This is a genomic window from Mycolicibacterium arseniciresistens (genome assembly GCF_030519285.1).
GTDB classification, from domain to species: Bacteria; Actinomycetota; Actinomycetes; order Mycobacteriales; family Mycobacteriaceae; genus Mycobacterium; species Mycobacterium arseniciresistens.
This window is the reverse complement of sequence record NZ_JAUMSQ010000144.1, coordinates 1-17,389: the sequence shown is the minus strand read 5'-3', so window position 1 is coordinate 17,389 and position 17,389 is coordinate 1. Positions and strand designations below refer to the sequence as shown.

Here is a 17,389-nt window from a genome sequence, read left to right as displayed (position 1 = left end):
CGATGGCCGTCATCGAGCTGGTGCGGGAGACCACTGTCACCTCGGAGGCCAACCGGGCCCGCCGGTCGGGCGGCTCCAAGGCCGCTCCGGTGGCCGCCGCGGCGGCGCCGCAGGCCGCGGTCGAGCCGGAGGCCACCGAGGGCCCGGTCGCCGACGACTCCTCTGCCGAGGAGACCGCCGCCACCGACGCGCTGCCCGAGGCGGAGGACACCACCGCCGCCGAGGCGTCGCGCTCGACGGAGACCGACGACCCGACCGCTGACAAGGGCGACGACGCCAAGTAGTCACGCTGTGAACATGCCCGCCATCGACTCCGGTGGCGGGCTTGTTCGTCTTCGGCTCGAGATCGCCTACGACGGCACAGCGTTCGCGGGCTGGGCGGCGCAGACGGGCCAGCGCACGGTGGCCGGTGTGCTGGACGAGGCGTTGTCCACGGTGTTCCGTACGCGGGTGGTGATGCGGGCCGCCGGCCGCACCGACACCGGGGTGCACGCCACCGGCCAGGTCGGCCACGTCGACGTGCCCGCTGCCGCGCTGTCACACGCCTACCCGCGGCGCAGCCCACCGGGGGAGACCGAGTTCGGCCCGCTGGTGCGCCGGCTGGGCCGGTTCCTGCCCGACGACGTCCGGGTCCTCGGGATCGCCCGCGCCGCAGCTGGATTCGATGCCCGGTTCTCGGCGCTGCGCAGGCACTACACCTACCGGCTGTCGACGGCCCCGTACGGCGTGATGCCGCAGCTGTCGCGGTTCGTGACGGCCTGGCCGCGTGCGCTCGACGTCGACGCGATGGCGGTCGCCTCCGGGCCGTTGATCGGCCTGCACGACTTCGCCGCCTTCTGCCGGCACCGCGAGGGCGCCACCACGATCCGCGATCTGCAGCGGCTGGACTGGTCGCGCGACGGTGACCTGATCACCGCGCACGTCACCGCCGACGCCTTCTGCTGGTCGATGGTGCGCTCGCTGGTCGGCGCGCTACTCGCCGTGGGCGAGGGCCGGCGCGACCCCGGCTGGTGCGCGGGCCTGCTCACGGCGTCCCGGCGGTCGAGCGACTTCGCCGCCGCGCCGGCGCACGGCCTCACGCTGGTCGGTGTGGACTACCCGCCCGACGATCAGCTGGCGGCCCGCACCACGGTCACCCGCGAGCTGCGCGTGATCGACTGACGTCAGATGCGGCCTGCGACGAAGTCGGCGGCCTGGTTGACCATGCCGGCGTTGATGTAGGCCCTGGCCGCGTGGTCACCCCAGTTCTTCTCCCAGGTGTTCGGATCGGCCGGGTTACAGATGGGGTCCGCGCCGTGGCACAACTCGATGGTGCGCTCACGGTAGAGCGGGCTGAGCGCGCCGATCGGGCCGGCCCACGCGCTGCCGTTGCCGAACAGCGCGACGGCCGCGATCTTCTGGTCCATGCCCGGGGGCAGTGGCTTCTTGAACCCGAAAGCGGCGATCGGTGCGGCCAGCACGATATCGGTGACCGCGGCGCCCAATGAATAGCCGCCGAGCACCAGCCGGGTGTCGGGGCATCGGCCCGCCATGTCCTGGATGCGGGAGCTCATGTCGTTGGCGCCGATGTCGACCTGGGTGTCGGCGGGGTAGTTCACCGCGTAGAGGTTGATGTCCCGGTCGGACTTGTTGCGCAGTGCACTGATGAAGTTGTTGCCGATGAGGCCCGCGCCAGGGGACTCGACCCGGCCGCGGGCGAAGATCACCTCGACCTGCGGGCAGGCCTGCGCCGACGCCGTGGCCGCGACGCCGTCGACGGGGACGGCGGCAGGCGCGACCAGCAGACCGGCGGCGACGAGGACAGCGGAGGCGGCCAGGCCGCACCGGCGGGCCCAGGTGTTCACAGCATTCACCCAGCCGATAGTAGCCAAAGAAATTGACGGCACGGCCGGGCTAGAGAAGTCCGGCGGCGAAGCGCGCCGCCTGGTCGGCCGCCGCACCCGCGTAGTCGCGGTGCGCGGCAACGCTCTCGCCGTCGGTGCAGACGGGGTCGCCGGGGTTGCACAGGTCGATCGCCCGGGCGCCGTAGACCGGGCTGCGGGTGAGCGGAAGACCCAGTTTCGCCGTTGGGTTGCCGAAGACCGCAACGGCCGCAACGTGATCCGGCACGTTGGCCGGTAGCGGAGAATTGAAGCCGATGGCGGGCACCGGAACTGCGGCGATGACGTCGATGACGGCGGCGCCCTGGGAGTAACCGCCGAGCACCAGACGGGTGTTCGGGCAGTTGGCGACCATGTACTGGATGTGGCCGCTGGCGTCGTTGGCGCCCGCGGCCGCTGCCAGGAAGTCATAGCTTGCCGGATAGTTCACCGCGTAGGCGCCGACCGACCGGTCGCCGACCCGGCCGCGCAGCGACTCGACGAACGCGTTGCCGATCCGGCCCAGGCCGGCCGCCTCGTCGGTGCCGCGGGCGAACACCACCTCGACGTCGGGACAGTCCTGGGCCGTTGCGGTGGCCGGTCCGCCCACCAGGACGGCGGCCATGGCCGAGAGGACGGCGGCGGTGACGATGATCGCCCGGCGCAGCACCCGGCGTGAAACAAGATCAGAGCTCACGCTGAAGTGTAACGCGCGAAGTTGCTAAATCAGTCCCGCGGCGAACGTGGCGGCCTGGGTGACGAAGGGCGAGGCCTCGTATCGGGTGTGCGCGAACGGGTTGCGGCCGTCCGAGCAGATCGGGTCGCCGTCGCTGCACGCGTCGATGCTCTTGCCCGCGAAGGTGCCCCGCGCCGACAGCGGGCTGCCGAACTTGGCCGACGGGTTGCCGAACACCGCGACCGCGGCGACCTTGCTGTTGTAGCCGCCCGGCAGCGGCGGCGCCGAGGCGATGGCACCGATCCGGTCGCCCAGTGGCGGCACGCCGGCCAGCATGTCCATCACCGCCGCCCCCTGTGAGTAGCCCCCCAGCACGAACCGGGTCGAGGGGCACTGTCCCGACACCGAGGCGATCCGCGCGGTGACGTCGTTGGCGCCGTCGGCCGTGGTGAGGAAGTCGTAGGTGGCGGGATAGTTCACGCCGTAGGTGCTCAGCGTGCGACCGCCGAGCAGCGGCCGCATCTGGTCGGCCAGCGCCTGGCCCACCCGGCCGATGCCGCCCGGTTCGCTGGTGCCGCGGGCGAAGATCAACTCGACGTCGGAGCAACCCTGGGCGGCGGCCACGGGGGCCGGCCCGGCCACGGTGAGGGCGGCCGCCGACAGCGCGGCGGCCACGACGGCGGCGAATCGGGAAGCGGAGCTAAGCAACGTCACCGGGTCATACTCACACAGGTGGGTCAGTTGCGGCCAACGGACTGCGTGTGAGGAAGCTCGCCGACGGTGTCGGGCCAGTCCGCGGCGTGCGCCGCGGCGGTGTCGCTGCGGTCGCCGAGCCGTGCGACGGCCAGGCCGAGCAGCACCACCGCGCCGCCGAGGGCCTGGGTCGCGCTGATGGCCTCGCCGAGCAGCAGCCAGGCCGCAAGCACGGCGAACATCACCTCGGACAGCCCGACCAGCGAGGCGAACCGCGGGCGCAGCCGGGCGATGCCGACGATGCCGAGCGAATAGGCCACGGCGGTGGGGACGAGGCCGAGGGCGATCACGGGCACCACCCAGGACGTGGTCCATCCCGCGATGACGGCGTCGCGGGCGGTGAACGTCATCGGCATCACGCCGGTCAGGCCGAGCAGGGCGGTGGTGGCGGCACCCACCGCCAGCCCGCCGGCGGCCAGGGTGATCGGATGCAGCCCGGCAGAGCCGTCGGGGCGTTGCCCGCCGACCTTGTCCGACATCAGGAAGTAGCAGGCCGCGCAGACCGCCGCGGCCAGACCCCAGCCGACGCTGACGAGATTGATATGCGCGGCGGCCAGTCCGCCCGCGCCGACCACCCCGAGCACCAGCATGATTCCGACGACCGCGGTCGCCGCGCCGGCGAGGGTGAGCGAGCTGGGCCGCCTCCTGGTGCTGATCCAGAGCCAGGCCACCACCAGGACCGGTGCGGTGTACTCGAGCAGCAGTGCCACGCCGACCGACAGGTGGTTGACGGCGTTGTAGTAGAACAGCTGCGCGCCGGCGATCGGCACGAGTCCGTAGGCGACGACGGTGCGGCGGTGGGTCAGCGCCTCGCGGATCCAGCCCGGTCGCACGGCGGTGGCGAACAGTGCCATCAGCAGGGCGCCGCCGGCGAGCCGGGCGGTGACCGCCGCGGTGGGGCTCCAGCCCGCTGCCATCAGCGACTTGCCGAGGGGGCCCGACATGCCGAACGCGAGAGCGGACCCGACGGCGAACATCAGGCCCATCCGGAACTCGTGGACGGCCGGTGCCGGGCGCAGCGTGGACGCCATGTGGCGACCTCCCCTCATGTAAGGAGTAAAATGAGCTTTGGTCATGACGCTAACTGCGGAGGGAGTCATGAGTCAAATGGTTTTCACTCATGACACCGAGCTCACCCTGCGCGCGGCGTGTGTGCTGATCAACACCGACCGGGTGGACGGCGAACAACTCGCCGACGTGGCCGCACTCGACGAGTACCTCGACGGCTTCGGCTGGACCGGCAGGCGCGACCGCGACGCCGCCGAGCTGGCCGACGTGCACCGGCTCCGGCAGCGGCTGGGCGCGATCTGGGCGGTGGCCGACGACGAGGAACGCACGGTCGGTCACGTCAACGCGCTCCTCAGTGACACCCGAGCGGCGCCGTGGCTCACCCGCCACCCCGAGATGCCGGAATGGCACCTGCATCTGGCATCGGTGCACGACCCGCTGTGGCAGCGGATGGGCGCGGAGATGGCGATGGCGCTCGCGGACCTGATCCGCGGGGGCGAGTTGCGACGGCTCAAGGTGTGCGCGGCACCCGACTGCGAAGCGGTGCTGGTGGATCTTTCCCGCAACCGGTCCCGGATGTTCTGCGACACCGGCAACTGCGGCAACCGCCAGCACGTGGCCGCGTATCGCGAACGGCGCGCCAAGGACTCGTGACGCCGGCTTTGATGCGCCCGGCGGCCGGAAGATCAGGGCATGTAGAAGCCGCGGATGCGGTGGTAGCGGCCCCGGCCCAAGAGCGCGTTGGCGGCCTGCAGCCCCGACACCACCGCCGCCTCGATGCAGCCCGCGTTGATACCCGTGTCGGTCCAGTCACCGGCGAGCACCAGGTTGTCGTAGCCGCTCTCGTCCGGACGCAGCCGGTACCGGTCGCTGCCCGGCACCGACTGCACATAGCGGTCGGACGGATCCACGTTGACGCTGAGGTGTTGTGTCTCGATGGCCGCCTTGCCTACACGAGCATCGTTGCCACACAACAGTTCCCATTGGAAATCACCAGCGCGATAGGCGTTCGGGAAGAACAGCGCGAGGTTTGCCTCCACGTGGTGGGTGGCGTCGGCGAGCACCGCTTCACGCCAGCGGGACAGGTAGTCGTCGTGGGGCTCCGCGGTCGGCCACCGAGCCTTCAGGCTGCCGCAGAAGTAGGCCACCGTCTGCGGCGCGTCGCCGTCGGGCCAGTGCTCGGCCCACAATGTCTGGGGCATCGAGGCCCACGTCTCGAAAGGCCTCAGGTATGCGCTGATCGTTGCGCCGGGCGCGTGCCAGCCAAGTGCCCTTTCCGCCGGTCGCAACCACAGTTGCAGCGCCTGGGTGGCGACGGTCTTGACGTGGGCGGTCATCTGCGCCCACTCGGGACGGTCGGAGATGAGGGCGGGCGCGACGACGGGCAGCATGCCGATGGAGACGGCCAGAACCACGTGGTCGAAATGTTCACCCCGACGCAGCACGCGCTGCTCGACGTCCGAGGGCTCGGTGAAGTGCGATTCCAGATCGCCGACCGTGGTGGTCGCGACGACCTGGTCGGTCAGCGGCGTGGCGGGAAACACCGGCAGACCCTTGACCGTCGTCAACGGTTCGTACACTTCGCGGCCGTCCGCGAGATCGAGTTGTCTTGCCAGAGCGATTGTCTCGATCGTATGGCCGCGCGGGTCCGGCTGCAGCGCGACGAGCCGGTGGAAGAACTCGAACCGAACTCCCCGCCGCCGCAGTGCCTGGTACAGCGGGGCGATGACGACGTCACCCATGCCCGCCGTCATCTTCCAGAAGATTGCGCCGCGATAACCGAACAACACCTGGCCGATCAGGAACACCATGGTTCCGGCCGCGACCGCCGGTCGTTCCGGGTCGCCGTCGGCGTAGCCGAACACGAGGTCGTACAACCCGCGTATCAGGGGTGACTCCAGGATGTCCGGGTGGCCGCCGTGGCTGAGCACCCATACCCCGAAGTCGACGTCGTTGATGGCGCGAAACCCGCGCGGATCGGTGATCAGGTCGTCGGCGATGATTCCGCCGATGGCGGCGGCCAGGAGCGAGGCCAGGATCCATCCGCGCCGGTCGGCCGCCCGGCTCTCGTATTCGATCGACTCCCGTGCCGCGCGGAGCACTGCCTCGACCAACAGCGTCGGATTGCCCGCTGCACCACCGGAATCGCCGAATGCGAGTACTCCGGCCAACAGGGCCCGCCTGAGTGCGTCAAGGCCGGCCGACGACTTCGCGCGCGGCGGCTGGGCCGACGCGGTGAACGACAGCCCGGCCGCCGGGGTGTCATCGCCGGTGAGCGAGGCGGTGAAAGCGGCCAACAAACGCAGCGCGCGTTCGACGAAGGTCACCGCTGTCAGTGCTCGGCCCTCTTCGTCGTCCGGTGCCCCCGGCAGGTCGTCGTCGTGAGGGTGGGTGCCCAGCCAAGTCGTCCATTCACCGCCGAAGCGCTCGGTGAGACCGGGATTGTCGGCGGGAACGAGTGCCTCGCGCCACGACGCGATCGGCGATTCCGGATCAGTGGTGGCCCTGTCCAATTCGGCATAACACTCGCGCAGCATCCGGAAGGCGTTCTCGTAGGAGCCGAGCCAGATGTGCAGGCCGTGTTCCTCGATGCGGCCGCTGTTCCCGCGGCTGGACGCCGCCTTGCCGCCGAGTCGCCAGCCGCGCTGGTACACGGTGATCGAGTCGAACCGGTCCCGCCAACCAGGCTCGCTGAGCCGCCATGCCGCGCTGAGACCGGCCATGCCGCCGCCGAGGATCGCGACCGCTCCGCCGCCGGCACTCACCCGAGAAGGGCCCTCGCGCGGACGAGTTCGGGCCAGTCGCTGTGTGCAGGGAACCGGCTCACCGCTTCGAGGAGCGCCTCCGAGGCGCCCGGCCCGTCGGACTCGTGGTACGACAGCGCCGCACGCAATTCGAAGACCCGGGCATCCTGTCGACGCGCGAGCTGCAACGCCGCTTGGAGGTCCGCGTGCATCGTCGCGATGTCGTCGTGTGTGTGCGCGCGCAGCCGGAGCAGTTCGGCGTCGTAGAAGTGCATGCCGGTGGACTCCGCCAGATCGAGCGCCGTGTCCAATCGCTGCTTGGCCTCGTCGTGGGCGACGGCGGCGATCCACAGCCGCGCCAGCACCGCGTCGTAGAACGTGACCAGGGAGATGGCTCCCAGCGCGCGCCAGGCGTCGACATACATCTGCATCGTGGCGATGTGACCGCTGAGGTCGACGGTGCCGGTGGAGTCGTCCGCAGCGGCGATCGCACTGACGGTGGCGTCCTGGGCGGCGCCCACCATGGCCCACGAATCGAAGCCGTGCTGCTGCCCTAGTTCCGTCAATTGTCCCGCGACCTGGCGGGCACGGTCGAACTGTCCCGCCTCGATGCGGAAGAGTACTTCGATCTGCCGGGCGTAGGCCAGGCTGAATGCCCCCTTGGGGAAGGGTAATTGGGCACAACGGTCCTCGACCCTGCGGAGCTCTTCCTCCGCTGCGCGCAGATCACCGTCGAGCGCGTGGGACAGTGCGCGATGGGTGTACAGGCCCGCTGACGCGTCGTTCGGCATGAACAGCATGGCCTCGAGTTCGCGTTCCGCTTCCGGAGTGAGCATTTTCAGCGCGACGTCGAATTTGCCTCGTGCGTGCGCGAATTCGCCCCGGTACCACGCGAGCATCCCCAACGCGAGGTCGTTGATCGGGAGGAAGGCCTGCCGCGATCCCACGAGGTTGGCCCGGATCGAGGTGACGAGCAGTTCGGCACGATCGAGGTCGGCGCGCATCGTGTAGTACGGGTACAGCGACATGACCGTCGAGAACACGTCGTCGTCGCGCAGGTCGCTGCTGCACAGCTCGAGGCAGCGTTCGAAGTCGGTCGCCGCGTTGGCGCTGGACACTCCTTCGGCGGCCTGTGCCAGCAGTGCGCGGCGCAGCCTCAGGTCGATCTCGAGTCGATGGCGGTCCGCGCCGGGCGGTGCCTGCTCGATCTGCGTCACCGCGTAGGTGAGATGGGTGCGTGCTTCCCCGAGTGCACCACGCGTCCACGCGTTCGCCGCTGCCCGGCCGTAGGCCGACGCCGCTTCGAGATGCCGTTCGGCCCGTTCGTAGTGGCGGGCGATCAGCGGCCAGTCGGGATTGCCCTCGACAGGCCCGGAGACCAGTGCATCGGCGACTCGGCTGTGCAGTGTCCGCCGGATGCTCGGTGGCGAGAGCTCGGCGGCGACTTCTCGAAGCAATTCGTGCCGGAACCGCCAACTCTCGGCGTCGAGCGGTTCGAGCACCCGGCCGGCCGTCAGCTGCGTGATGACCTCATCGACGGCGGCGCCGTCGAGGTCGGTGGCAGCCATCAGCAGGCCGCGGTCCACTCGGCTGCCGATGATCGCCGCGGCCTCGACCACCCGCAGCGCTTCAGTGCTGGTGCGAAGCCGGGCGAACAGCGCTTCGTACAGGCTGTCCGGTACCTCGACCGACCGGGTGCCTGCGGCCGTCTGCTGCCTGAGCTTGGCCACCACCTCCTCGATGTAGAGCGGCACCCCGTCACAGCGCCGGTGGACAATGCGCTGCTCGTCGTCGGTGGCGCCGGGGTGCAGCGCCGTCGTCAGTTCGGCGACCTCGTCGGGGTTGAGCGGCTGCAGCTCGAACACCGTCGTCCGCGACAGGTCCGACACGGCGACCGGGACGCGACTGGTCATCACGACCAGGACGTGCCCGCCGAGGTCGGCGCGCAGGAGCGCCTGTACGACCTCGATGGTCGTCTCGTCGAACCAGTGCAGATCTTCGACGAGCACCACGGACGGCGCGCTGCGCACACAGCTCAGCAGATATGTCTGTACTGCCTCGCCGATGAGGTCGTAGAGTCTGCGGCCCTCGGCATGCACCGGTTCATATCCGCTGTCGGCGCCGATGCCCAGAACAGGCGCCAATAGTGGGACGACGGCGTCGGCGTCAAGGGAACGGTGCTCGACCTCACGCCGTAGACGACGCAGGCGCTCATCGGCATCCGAGGTGCGCGTTATCCCGCACTGCCGTTCGAGCAGTCGGCGGATCGGTCGCAGCCCCACGTCGGTGTGGAAGGGCGAGCCGATGAGCTGGAGCACCGCGCCGTGCGAGTGTTCGGCCATGTCGACCGCCGACCATGCGAGCCGGCTCTTGCCGATGCCCGCGTCACCCGCGAACAGCACCCCCGGATTGTCGAGGCCGTTCGTCAAGGCCTGCGACCAACCCCGCTGGAGATACCGGTGTTCGTCGCTGCGGCCCACCAACGGGCCGAGCGGCGTCGCGACGACGTCGCGTTCAGCCAGGACGCGGAAGTAGTGCACCGGGACGTCAACACCTTTGACGTTGCGCGGCAGCCGGGCCTCGAGGTCGAAGCCGTCACGGATCAACGGCTCGATCGCCGACGACACGGCCACCGTGCCGGGTTCGGCGAGGCTGCAGACGCGGGCGGCCAGGTTCGCCGCGAGGCCGTAGACGTCGTCCTGTGCTGTATCGAGATAGACGATGCCCCGGTGGATTCCGACCCGCACGTTGATGTCGAAGCCGAAGCGCTTGTGCACCCGATCGCTGAGGGCGGTCACCTCGCGTGTGATGTCCAATCCGGCCTGCACCGACCGTCGCACGTCGTCCTCGTGCGCGCGGGGATGGCCGAAGAATGCCAGCAGACCGTCACCCTTGGTGTTGCCCACATGGCCTTCGTAGGCACGCACGACGCGCAGCACGTCATCGCGGTAGCGGCCGACCACGGTGCGGTAGACCTCCGGCTCGATGCGGGTCGACAGAGCGGTGGAATCCACCAGGTCGACGAACATGATCGTGAGCCGCCGGATCTCACCGTGATTGGCGGGGGCGGCCAGCAGGTCCTCGGCGTCGGTGTTGTCGCTGTCGACGGCCAACACCTGTCCGGCGAGCCGGTTCGCCGTAGTCCGGTCACCGTCGGCCAGCGCCGCGACGGCGCGGTCTAGCAGCCGGTCGACCCCGGAGGCTGGTCGATTCGTCGGAGTCACAACTCGAAGGACACCGTCTGGGTGTCGACGGTGCCCGCCCCGGCGCCGGTGCCGGTCATCGTCACCTCGCCGACGTATACGCCGCTCGGGATGCCGGCGGAGTTCACCACGAGCCGGAAAGTGGTGGCGTTGGCGAGAAGCCGGGCATCGGCGGGTTCGAAGCTGACGAGCCCACAGATGTCCTCGTTCGGCACGTCCTTACGGCACAGCGACTTCGCCGTCAGGGTCCGGTCCCACGTCCGGATATCCTCGACGGGGATGGGATCGCTGGTCAGCACTGGGTTTCCGTAAGCGCCCGGTCCGGCCGCGATGGTCTGGGCGATCTCGGCGCCGCGCAGCATGCCGATGCGGGTCAGCTTGATCGCCGACGTCAGCCATTCGTCTCGGTCGAAGAAGTCCTTCTTCGCGCTGAACGCCGCAAGGCTGTCCTCGGCGACCCGCGTGGCCTCGAGCAGGCCGCGCCGCACCACGGTGGAGAGGTGGTCGGCCAACAGCAACACCTTCGGGTCCGGCGCTGTCTGCAGCGGAATCCGGGCGATGTCGGAGGCGCCGCGGATCGCGATCCTCGTCATCTCGAACAGCGACGCCGCGGCGTCGTCGGGCGTGAAGTTCGTCGTGTCATTGTCGTTGATTTTGTTGGCGGCGTCGACGGCGACCTTCGCTGCTTCGTCGACCGTGGCCGACGCGCGCGCGGCGATCTTTGCGGCGATGACTTTCGGGTCGTCCATCAGGGCGTCACATCCTTCGGTGGCTTCACATTTCGCTCCGCCTTCTCGTAGACCTCCAGCGACCACTCCTTGAGATCCTTACCCATCTGGGTGGTCACCTCCTCGACATCGGTCTTCACCGTGCCGTCCAGCCACCGGCTCGCGGCGTCGCCGGTGTTGCTGCTCACCTTTTTGATCAGGCTGGTGAGCAGTTCGGCGCCGTCTTTGACCCCGTCGGCGAAGTTGATCGGCAGCGTGGCGGGGACCGGCGGGAAGGTCACGTTGGGGCCGGTGTCGACGGGTTTCTTGCTCTGCGCACCCATGGGCCAGCCCTCGACGGGCTTCTTATTAGGGTTGAAGTCGCCGTTTGTCGCCTTCCGCGCGGCGGCGATGATCATCTCGTAGGCCGAGTCACCCCAGCCGAGCTGGCAACCGAGTGCCGCCGTCGCGGTCGGGCTGAGGCCGTTGACCCGCTCCTCCTTGCTGGTGCGGACCCGGACCCCCGTGCCGTCCGGTTTCGGGGTCACCCACACGTAGCCGTTGTCGATTTCGACGATGCCGATGCACTTGTCCTCGCCTTGGCGGTTGGGGTCCAACTGGTAGTTGATGTAGAAGCCGTTGTCGCTATTCTCGAGCGAGAAGATGAGTGCGGTCTTCAGCGTGTAGTACTCGGGTTCGGCGGAGATCTCCTCGAGGATCCGGCACCAACCGTCACTGGTGAAGTAGGGCTGCTGCTTGGTCATCGACTGGAAGAATTTCGGATAGCACAGATGCCAGTTCGCCGGATGGATGATCGCCTTGACCTGGTCGACGGTGATGTCGTCGTCGCAGCATTCGGTGTAGAGCGTGCTGCAGTACTGTCCGCCGGCGTCCTCGAGGGTGCCGAAGCAGGGCAGCGAATCGTTCGCGAACTCCGGGCTGACGGCTTCGGCGGCGAGGACCTTCCAGGATTCGCGATCGGTGACGCGGTCGATGTTCTCCAGCAGATAACTGGCGTTGCTGGCCGGATCGCGGGGGCCGTCCCTGGGGACGAGCGGTTCCGCCGGCACCGGCCACGGCTCGACCAGTCCGGTGAGCACGTCCGACAGCGTCTCGTCGATCCCGTCCCCGCGCAGTTGCTTGATCCGCTCCAGGGTGACCAGTCCGAACGCCGCCCTCGCCCGCGCAGGATTGCGATCCTCCTTGGCCGCAACGTCCGTCCACGATCTACGCGGCCGCGGTGTCCGGGTCAGTTCCTCGCGTGCCTGAGCGATGGAAGGGAACTCGAAGGGTGACCTCGATCGGCGCATCGGCCTCGACCCCAGGAACTCCTGCAGCTCGCGAAACCAGCCCTGCCGCCCCAACCCGGTGGAGTAGGGCATCAGCTTCTCGACGAGCGCGACGATCTGAGCATGCGCGGCGGTGGATTCCGCTTCCGACTCGACGACCTGTCTGTCGATCTCACCGAACACAGCCAACGAGTTACTGCGAATATCTGCCATGGTCCCCGCCTCCCATGAATTGACGCCTTAGCATAGCGTTGTACTGGCGAAACAGCGGAAAAACGGCGATCGGGGGGCGAGTTGGCCGAGCGTGGTTTGGGCGACGACAGCACGCTGCTCGACCTGCCCTGGGCAGCGGTGTTCGACCCGGCAGCGAATGCGCGGGCGTTGGGGGCGGTGCAGTCCCAAGGACTGCGCGCCGCAACGGAACTCGTCGACCGGTTCGTGACGGTGTTCGCTGAGGGCGAGTCATCCGGGTCGCGGGATGATTCCGACGACAACGCAACGGCGACAACGCGAAACGCTGCACCCGACGCTCGTGTCGACGGCCTTTTCTCGGCATGGCAGAACTTGATATCGAAAATTACGCCGACGGCTGGCACGTCCAATGCCGCCGCCGGTGGTGTCGCGACGCTCGACGTTGTGGGCGGCCTACCGGCGAACACCGTTCACCTCACCGTCACCGGCGCCGGTGCGGCTCACACCGAGGTATGGCTGCACAACGGTGGTCCGGACGACCTCGGTGAGGTCCGGTTGCGCAGCAGCGAGCTGCTCGGTCACACCGGACACAGCATCGCCGCGGCTCAAGTGACGTTCGACCGCCGGTCGGTACCCCTGCCACCGCGGACCAGTGTCGGGACAGTGGTCACCGTGCAGGTACCCGACGGCACGCCGCCCGGGGTGTATCGCGGCACTCTTCTCGTGGACGACCACCCGGACCTGTGGCTGTCGATGATGCTGACGGTGCGGGAATGACCGACACCGCCGACGCGCTCGACCTGGTCGAGAATGTCGAGGCCACCCTGCGCGAGGTCGGCCGGGCGGTCCGTCGCACCATGCTCGACGCCATGCCCGACGGGGAACCGGTGCACTGGCTCTACGGGCCGATGCGCGAGTATCCATCGCGCCCGGGCAAGGCGCTGCGCCCGGCCCTGTGCCTGGCCGCCGGGCGGGCATTCGGGGCTCCCACCGAGGAACTCCTGGGCGTCGGCGTGGCGATCGAACTGCTGCACAACGCCTTCCTGGTCCACGACGACATCGCCGACGGCAGTGAGATGCGCCGGGGCCGGCCCACGCTGTCGGCGAGTCACGGGCTCGCCGCGGCACTCAACGCCGGCGACGGACTGGCGATCGTGGCCGGGCAGGTGCTGCGGCGTGCCACCCGGCGACTCGACCGGGACCTGGCCGACCTGGTGTGGAGCGAATTCGACACCATGGCCCTGCGCACCCTCGAGGGACAGGCCATCGAGATCGGTTGGCAGCGTGACGACGTCGAGAACCTCGACCCGCAGGACTGCCTCAACCTCATCATGCACAAGACCTGCTGGTACACCACGATCCATCCCTTGCGGGTCGGAGCGATCATCGGCTCGCGAGGCACCGCCGACCTGCGACCCTTGGTGCGTTTCGGCTTCCACTTCGGCGCGGCGTTCCAGATCCGTGACGACCTGCTCAACCTGGTCGGCGACGAGGCCACCTACGGTAAGGAAATCCTCGGGGATCTCTTCGAGGGCAAGCGCACGCTTCCACTGGTGCATCTGATGTCGTCGGCAACCGGTGCCGACAAGGTGCTGGTGCGCGACTATCTGCGGCGCACCCGCGCCGAACGCACGGCCGAGCAGGTGTCCGCGGTGCGGCGGCTGATGGACGACTACGGCAGCATCGCGTTCACCCGTGAGTACGCCGAAGGCATCCTGCTCGTCGCCGAGGAGTACTTCGAGCAGGCTTTCGCCCAGGCCGAGCCCGGACCGGACCTGGACTTCCTGCGGGCGCTGGTGCCCTACGTATGGGCGCGATGGCGCTGACCGCTGCGCCGAGATTGGTGACATGGCGTTGTGCCGCAGGCCGTTAGGCTCTCCTCGGGGGATGCCATGGCGGAATCACGGGAACGCACGACCACTCGGCTGCAGGTCAGTGCACACCGCTTCCTGACGCGCCGGATGCAGCATGCGCTGGTGCGCGGGGACGTCCGGATGCTCGACGATCCGCTACGCGCACAGTCGCTTTCGCTGACCGCCGGTGCCGTGCTGGCAGTGATCGCGATCGCCGGGTGTGCCGTTCTCGCGTTCCTGAGACCACAGGGTGCGATCGACGGCGCGACCATCGTGACGGTCCGGGAGTCCGGCGCCCTCTACGTACGGATCGGTGACACCATCCACCCGGTGCCGAATCTGGCGTCCGCACGCCTGGTTGCGGGCGCCGCGGACGACCCGACGGTGGTGAGCGAGCAGGCGGTCGCCTCGGCCCGCCGCGGCCCGATGGTCGGAATCGCCGGGGCACCGACGTCCATCGGCACCGCCTTGCCGGCGGCCGAATCAATCTGGGACGTCTGCGACTCCGCGGACCGGACGATCGTGCGGGTGGGCTCACCCGCAGACGCGGCGCCGTTCGGCAGTGCCGACGCGGTGCTGGTCGCCCCCGTGGCCGAGAGCGCCGCCACCACATACCTGCTGCACGCCGGCCGACGCGCGCAGGTCGACCTGCGCGACCGTGCCGTCGCCCGGGCGTTGCGGCTCGACGGCCGAACGCCTCGGCCGGTGTCACGCACCCTGCTCGACACCATCCCCGAGGATCCGCCCATCGTCGCGCCCACCATCCCGGGGGCCGGATCCGCCGGGCCGGCGCCGCTCGGCGGGTATCCGGTCGGCACCGTGGTGCGTTTGGCGCGCGCCGAGGCTGCCGAGCACTACGTCGTCCTGACCGACGGTGTGCAACGCATCGGGGAGGTCACCGCGGACCTGATCCGACTCACGGTCACCCAGCCGCACCGTGACATCCCGACGGTCGCCGCCACGGCGCTCGCAGCCGCACCGTCGGTCGAGACACTGCCCGTTGCAACCTTTCCGGCACGCGTGACAGTCGTGGACCCACCGGTGCTGTGCGCGCGATGGCACGACGGCGGCGCTCCGTCGCCAGCCGGGACCACGCTGTGGCGGGCCGAGGCCGTCCCGTCCGGACCCGGGCTCGTCGCGCTGGCACAGGCCGACGGCGCGGGGCCGGGACTCGACGCGGTGGAGGTGCCGGCCGGACGCAGTCTCTTCGTACGCGCGGTCGGTGTCGGCGGGTCGGGTGGCAGCGCGGGACCGCTCTACCTGGTTGACGATCTCGGTGTGGTGTTCGGAGTGCGCGACGTACAGACCGCGCAGCATCTGGGCCTGCCTGCCAACGCGACACCGGCGCCGTGGCCGGTGCTGGCGAGATTGCCGCGCGGACCCGAACTGAGCAGGGATCGCGCGTCAGTCCTACACGACGCGGTGGCGGGACCGGGGCCCGGCTGACGCGCTGAGCGCGACCGCTGCGGCCACCAGGACGCACACGGCGGCGCCGTAGGCCGCGACACGGCGAGGGCGGGTGTCCGGTTCGGCGGCGGTCGGGGGTGAATCCAGCCGCACCGGTCCGCCGCGGCGAGCGTTCGCCGCCGGCGCCGTTCCGGTCACGGCGGCGACCGCATCGACGACACCGTGGCCGACGACCGGGTCCCAGCCCGCCGCCGGTTGTCGGGCGGTGTCCTCGATGCGGGCCATCACCTGTCGGGCGGTCAGCTGCGGCCATCGCGACCGGACCAGTGCCGCAACGCCGCTCACCACGGGAGCCGCGTAGCTGGTGCCGGAGATCGGCTCACCGCCCGACGGTGTGGGCAGTGCGGTGATCAGCCCCTCGCCGTCAGGGTCCAGTGCGACGACTTCCTCGCCGGGCGCCGCCACGTCGACCCACGGCCCCGCCAGGCTGAACGCCGACGGCGCGCCCGAGGCGTCGACCGAGCCGACCGTCAGCACCAGATCGTCGTACCAGGCCGGACTCACCACGGTGCGCACGGACTCCCAGTCCGGTCCGGCTGGGCGGGCCGGGTCGGCCGCGGGATTCTGCTCCGGGCACTGGCCAGCACCACCGACGTTGCCCGCGGCGGCCACGACGACGACGTTCTTGACGTCGACGGCGTAGGCGAGGGCGGCGCCGAGGGGGCGGTCGTCGGGAGCGTCCGCCGCGGACAGGCACGCCACCGACGACACGTTGATCACGGTCGCGCCGAGGTCGGCGGCGCTGCGGACGGCCATCGCCAACGTCGCGACGTCGCCGTAGCCCGACCCGCCGGGATCGTCGACGGCCCGGAACCGGTTGCTGGACTGCCGGATCGTCACAATCGACGCCTCAGGTGCGACACCGCCGGCCTGCCCGGGCGACACTGCGGCTCCGATGATCCCGGCGACGATCGTGCCGTGGCCGTCGCAGTCCTCGGTGCCGTCGCCTGTCGACACGTAGTCTCCGCCCGGCACCAGGTGCGGCAACAACCGGTGCCGCGTCACCCCGGTGTCGATGACCGCGACAGTCTGGCCGGCTCCCCGGGTCAGCGGCCGGACCTCATCCAGCGCGAGCATGTCGAGCCGTCCTGTGCCGCCGGCCGCGTCGCCGGCGTCGGCGGCGTCCAGGCACTCGCCCTGCGGCTCGGTCAGGTCAGGGGGCGCCGGCGGGCGAGGCGCGGGCAACAACGTGTCGTCGACGGCGGGAGGCGTCACCGCTGAGGCGACCGGAGCCGTCATCAGTGGGGCGGTGCCCACCACGACCGCCGCGACGAGCCGGCCCGCCGTGCTCACGGCAGCTGCCACCCGCGGATTGCGGCGAACACGCCCGCGATCCAGCAGGCCAGTGGCAGCACCGCGGTGAGTGCGATGTACTCGAGCGCGTCGACGGCGCGCGCCGCGACGGGACCGGCCGCCGACCGCGCAGCCGGTGACAGCGCGACTGATCCGGCCACAACCGTCGACACCGCGATCCAGAACGCCTGACCCGTCATCGCCACCGACAGGGCAATGAACGCCGCTGTGAGACAACCCATGCCGCACACGGTCAGGGCGGTGCGGCACCAACCGTCGGCGTGCGACCGGCTCCGCAGCAGCAGCGCCAGGCCGACGGCCCCGCCGAAGCCGGCGTCGACCGGC

The 17,389-nt window shown here is 69.9% G+C and carries 14 protein-coding genes and 2 pseudogenes; 6 read left to right on the top strand and 10 right to left on the bottom strand.

From position 1 onward, the window contains the following. Both Q2100_RS18150 and truA read left to right on the top strand, forming a co-directional pair. A pseudogene (locus tag Q2100_RS18150) lies at window positions 1–284 on the top strand (50S ribosomal protein L17); the annotation flags it as partial. Window positions 285–297: 13 nt separating this feature from the next. After that, window positions 298–1,161, top strand: a complete 864-nt coding sequence (truA, locus tag Q2100_RS18145; protein WP_302915184.1) for a tRNA pseudouridine(38-40) synthase TruA — start codon at window positions 298–300, stop codon at window positions 1,159–1,161. Between the two features lie 2 nt (window positions 1,162–1,163). Here the strand turns inward: truA and Q2100_RS18140 are convergent, their stop codons facing one another. The 4 genes from Q2100_RS18140 to Q2100_RS18125 all read right to left on the bottom strand — a co-directional run bounded on the left by Q2100_RS18140 (window position 1,164) and on the right by Q2100_RS18125 (window position 4,319). After that, a complete protein-coding gene (locus tag Q2100_RS18140) occupies window positions 1,164–1,853 on the bottom strand; it encodes a cutinase family protein (protein ID WP_302915183.1) in 690 nt (229 codons plus the stop codon). A gap of 40 nt (window positions 1,854–1,893) precedes the next feature. Beyond that, window positions 1,894–2,484: a cutinase family protein gene (locus Q2100_RS18135; RefSeq protein WP_302915188.1), complete on the bottom strand. Its 591-nt coding sequence runs from the start codon at window positions 2,482–2,484 to the stop codon at window positions 1,894–1,896. Window positions 2,485–2,580: 96 nt separating this feature from the next. Next, window positions 2,581–3,249, bottom strand: coding sequence for a cutinase family protein (locus Q2100_RS18130; RefSeq protein ID WP_407667647.1), 669 nt, complete (start codon window positions 3,247–3,249; stop codon window positions 2,581–2,583). A 23-nt stretch (window positions 3,250–3,272) separates the two neighbouring features. After that, window positions 3,273–4,319 carry an EamA family transporter gene (locus Q2100_RS18125; RefSeq protein ID WP_302915182.1) on the bottom strand — a complete coding sequence of 349 codons (1,047 nt, stop codon included), beginning with the start codon at window positions 4,317–4,319 and terminating at the stop codon, window positions 3,273–3,275. A gap of 76 nt (window positions 4,320–4,395) precedes the next feature. On the opposite strand from Q2100_RS18125, the gene Q2100_RS18120 reads away from it, so the two are divergent. Beyond that, window positions 4,396–4,950, top strand: a complete 555-nt coding sequence (locus Q2100_RS18120; protein WP_302915186.1) for a CGNR zinc finger domain-containing protein — start codon at window positions 4,396–4,398, stop codon at window positions 4,948–4,950. A 32-nt stretch (window positions 4,951–4,982) separates the two neighbouring features. Here Q2100_RS18120 and Q2100_RS18115 read toward each other — a convergent pair whose 3' ends face one another. Genes Q2100_RS18115 through Q2100_RS18100 form a run of 4 tightly spaced genes read right to left on the bottom strand, consistent with a single transcriptional unit; the run spans window position 4,983 to window position 12,452 of the window. Next, window positions 4,983–7,061 (bottom strand): FAD-dependent oxidoreductase, encoded by a 2,079-nt coding sequence (locus Q2100_RS18115; RefSeq protein ID WP_302915181.1) that lies wholly within the window; start codon window positions 7,059–7,061, stop codon window positions 4,983–4,985. Next, the gene (locus tag Q2100_RS18110; protein WP_302915180.1) at window positions 7,058–10,264 is read right to left on the bottom strand and encodes an ATP-binding protein; all 3,207 of its coding nucleotides are present in this window, start codon (window positions 10,262–10,264) and stop codon (window positions 7,058–7,060) included. The genes Q2100_RS18115 and Q2100_RS18110 overlap by 4 nt, the downstream gene beginning before the upstream one ends. Continuing rightward, entirely contained in the window at window positions 10,261–10,992 is a 732-nt protein-coding gene (locus tag Q2100_RS18105) for a hypothetical protein (RefSeq protein ID WP_302915179.1), read from the bottom strand. The genes Q2100_RS18110 and Q2100_RS18105 overlap by 4 nt, the downstream gene beginning before the upstream one ends. After that, a complete protein-coding gene (locus tag Q2100_RS18100) occupies window positions 10,992–12,452 on the bottom strand; it encodes a hypothetical protein (RefSeq protein WP_302915178.1) in 1,461 nt (486 codons plus the stop codon). The genes Q2100_RS18105 and Q2100_RS18100 overlap by 1 nt, the downstream gene beginning before the upstream one ends. A gap of 96 nt (window positions 12,453–12,548) precedes the next feature. On the opposite strand from Q2100_RS18100, the gene Q2100_RS18095 reads away from it, so the two are divergent. From Q2100_RS18095 to eccB, 3 genes are all read left to right on the top strand, one after another. Continuing rightward, window positions 12,549–13,208 (top strand): hypothetical protein, encoded by a 660-nt coding sequence (locus Q2100_RS18095; protein WP_302915177.1) that lies wholly within the window; start codon window positions 12,549–12,551, stop codon window positions 13,206–13,208. Continuing rightward, window positions 13,205–14,257 (top strand): polyprenyl synthetase family protein, encoded by a 1,053-nt coding sequence (locus Q2100_RS18090; protein ID WP_302915176.1) that lies wholly within the window; start codon window positions 13,205–13,207, stop codon window positions 14,255–14,257. Before Q2100_RS18095 ends, Q2100_RS18090 begins: the two co-directional genes overlap by 4 nt. A gap of 66 nt (window positions 14,258–14,323) precedes the next feature. Beyond that, window positions 14,324–15,730: a type VII secretion protein EccB gene (gene eccB / locus Q2100_RS18085; RefSeq protein ID WP_302915175.1), complete on the top strand. Its 1,407-nt coding sequence runs from the start codon at window positions 14,324–14,326 to the stop codon at window positions 15,728–15,730. Here the strand turns inward: eccB and mycP are convergent. Together mycP and Q2100_RS18075 are read right to left on the bottom strand one after the other, a co-directional pair. Beyond that, window positions 15,695–16,990 carry a type VII secretion-associated serine protease mycosin gene (mycP, locus tag Q2100_RS18080; RefSeq protein ID WP_302915185.1) on the bottom strand — a complete coding sequence of 432 codons (1,296 nt, stop codon included), beginning with the start codon at window positions 16,988–16,990 and terminating at the stop codon, window positions 15,695–15,697. The genes eccB and mycP overlap by 36 nt on opposite strands. A 50-nt stretch (window positions 16,991–17,040) precedes the next feature. Continuing rightward, window positions 17,041–17,389 (bottom strand): annotated as a pseudogene (locus tag Q2100_RS18075) (type VII secretion integral membrane protein EccD); the annotation flags it as partial.

Bases quoted from the DNA above. Each gene is read 5' to 3' on its own strand.
- truA (WP_302915184.1), top strand. From the start codon at position 298: ATGCCCGCCATCGACTCCGGTGGCGGGCTTGTTCGTCTTCGGCTCGAG.
- Q2100_RS18135 (WP_302915188.1), bottom strand. From the start codon at position 2,484: ATGGCCGCCGTCCTGGTGGGCGGACCGGCCACCGCAACGGCCCAGGAC.
- Q2100_RS18125 (WP_302915182.1), bottom strand. From the start codon at position 4,319: ATGGCGTCCACGCTGCGCCCGGCACCGGCCGTCCACGAGTTCCGGATG.
- Q2100_RS18120 (WP_302915186.1), top strand. From the start codon at position 4,396: ATGGTTTTCACTCATGACACCGAGCTCACCCTGCGCGCGGCGTGTGTG.
- Q2100_RS18105 (WP_302915179.1), bottom strand. From the start codon at position 10,992: ATGGACGACCCGAAAGTCATCGCCGCAAAGATCGCCGCGCGCGCGTCG.
- Q2100_RS18100 (WP_302915178.1), bottom strand. From the start codon at position 12,452: ATGGCAGATATTCGCAGTAACTCGTTGGCTGTGTTCGGTGAGATCGAC.
- Q2100_RS18090 (WP_302915176.1), top strand. From the start codon at position 13,205: ATGACCGACACCGCCGACGCGCTCGACCTGGTCGAGAATGTCGAGGCC.
- eccB (WP_302915175.1), top strand. From the start codon at position 14,324: ATGGCGGAATCACGGGAACGCACGACCACTCGGCTGCAGGTCAGTGCA.
- mycP (WP_302915185.1), bottom strand. From the start codon at position 16,990: ATGACGGCTCCGGTCGCCTCAGCGGTGACGCCTCCCGCCGTCGACGAC.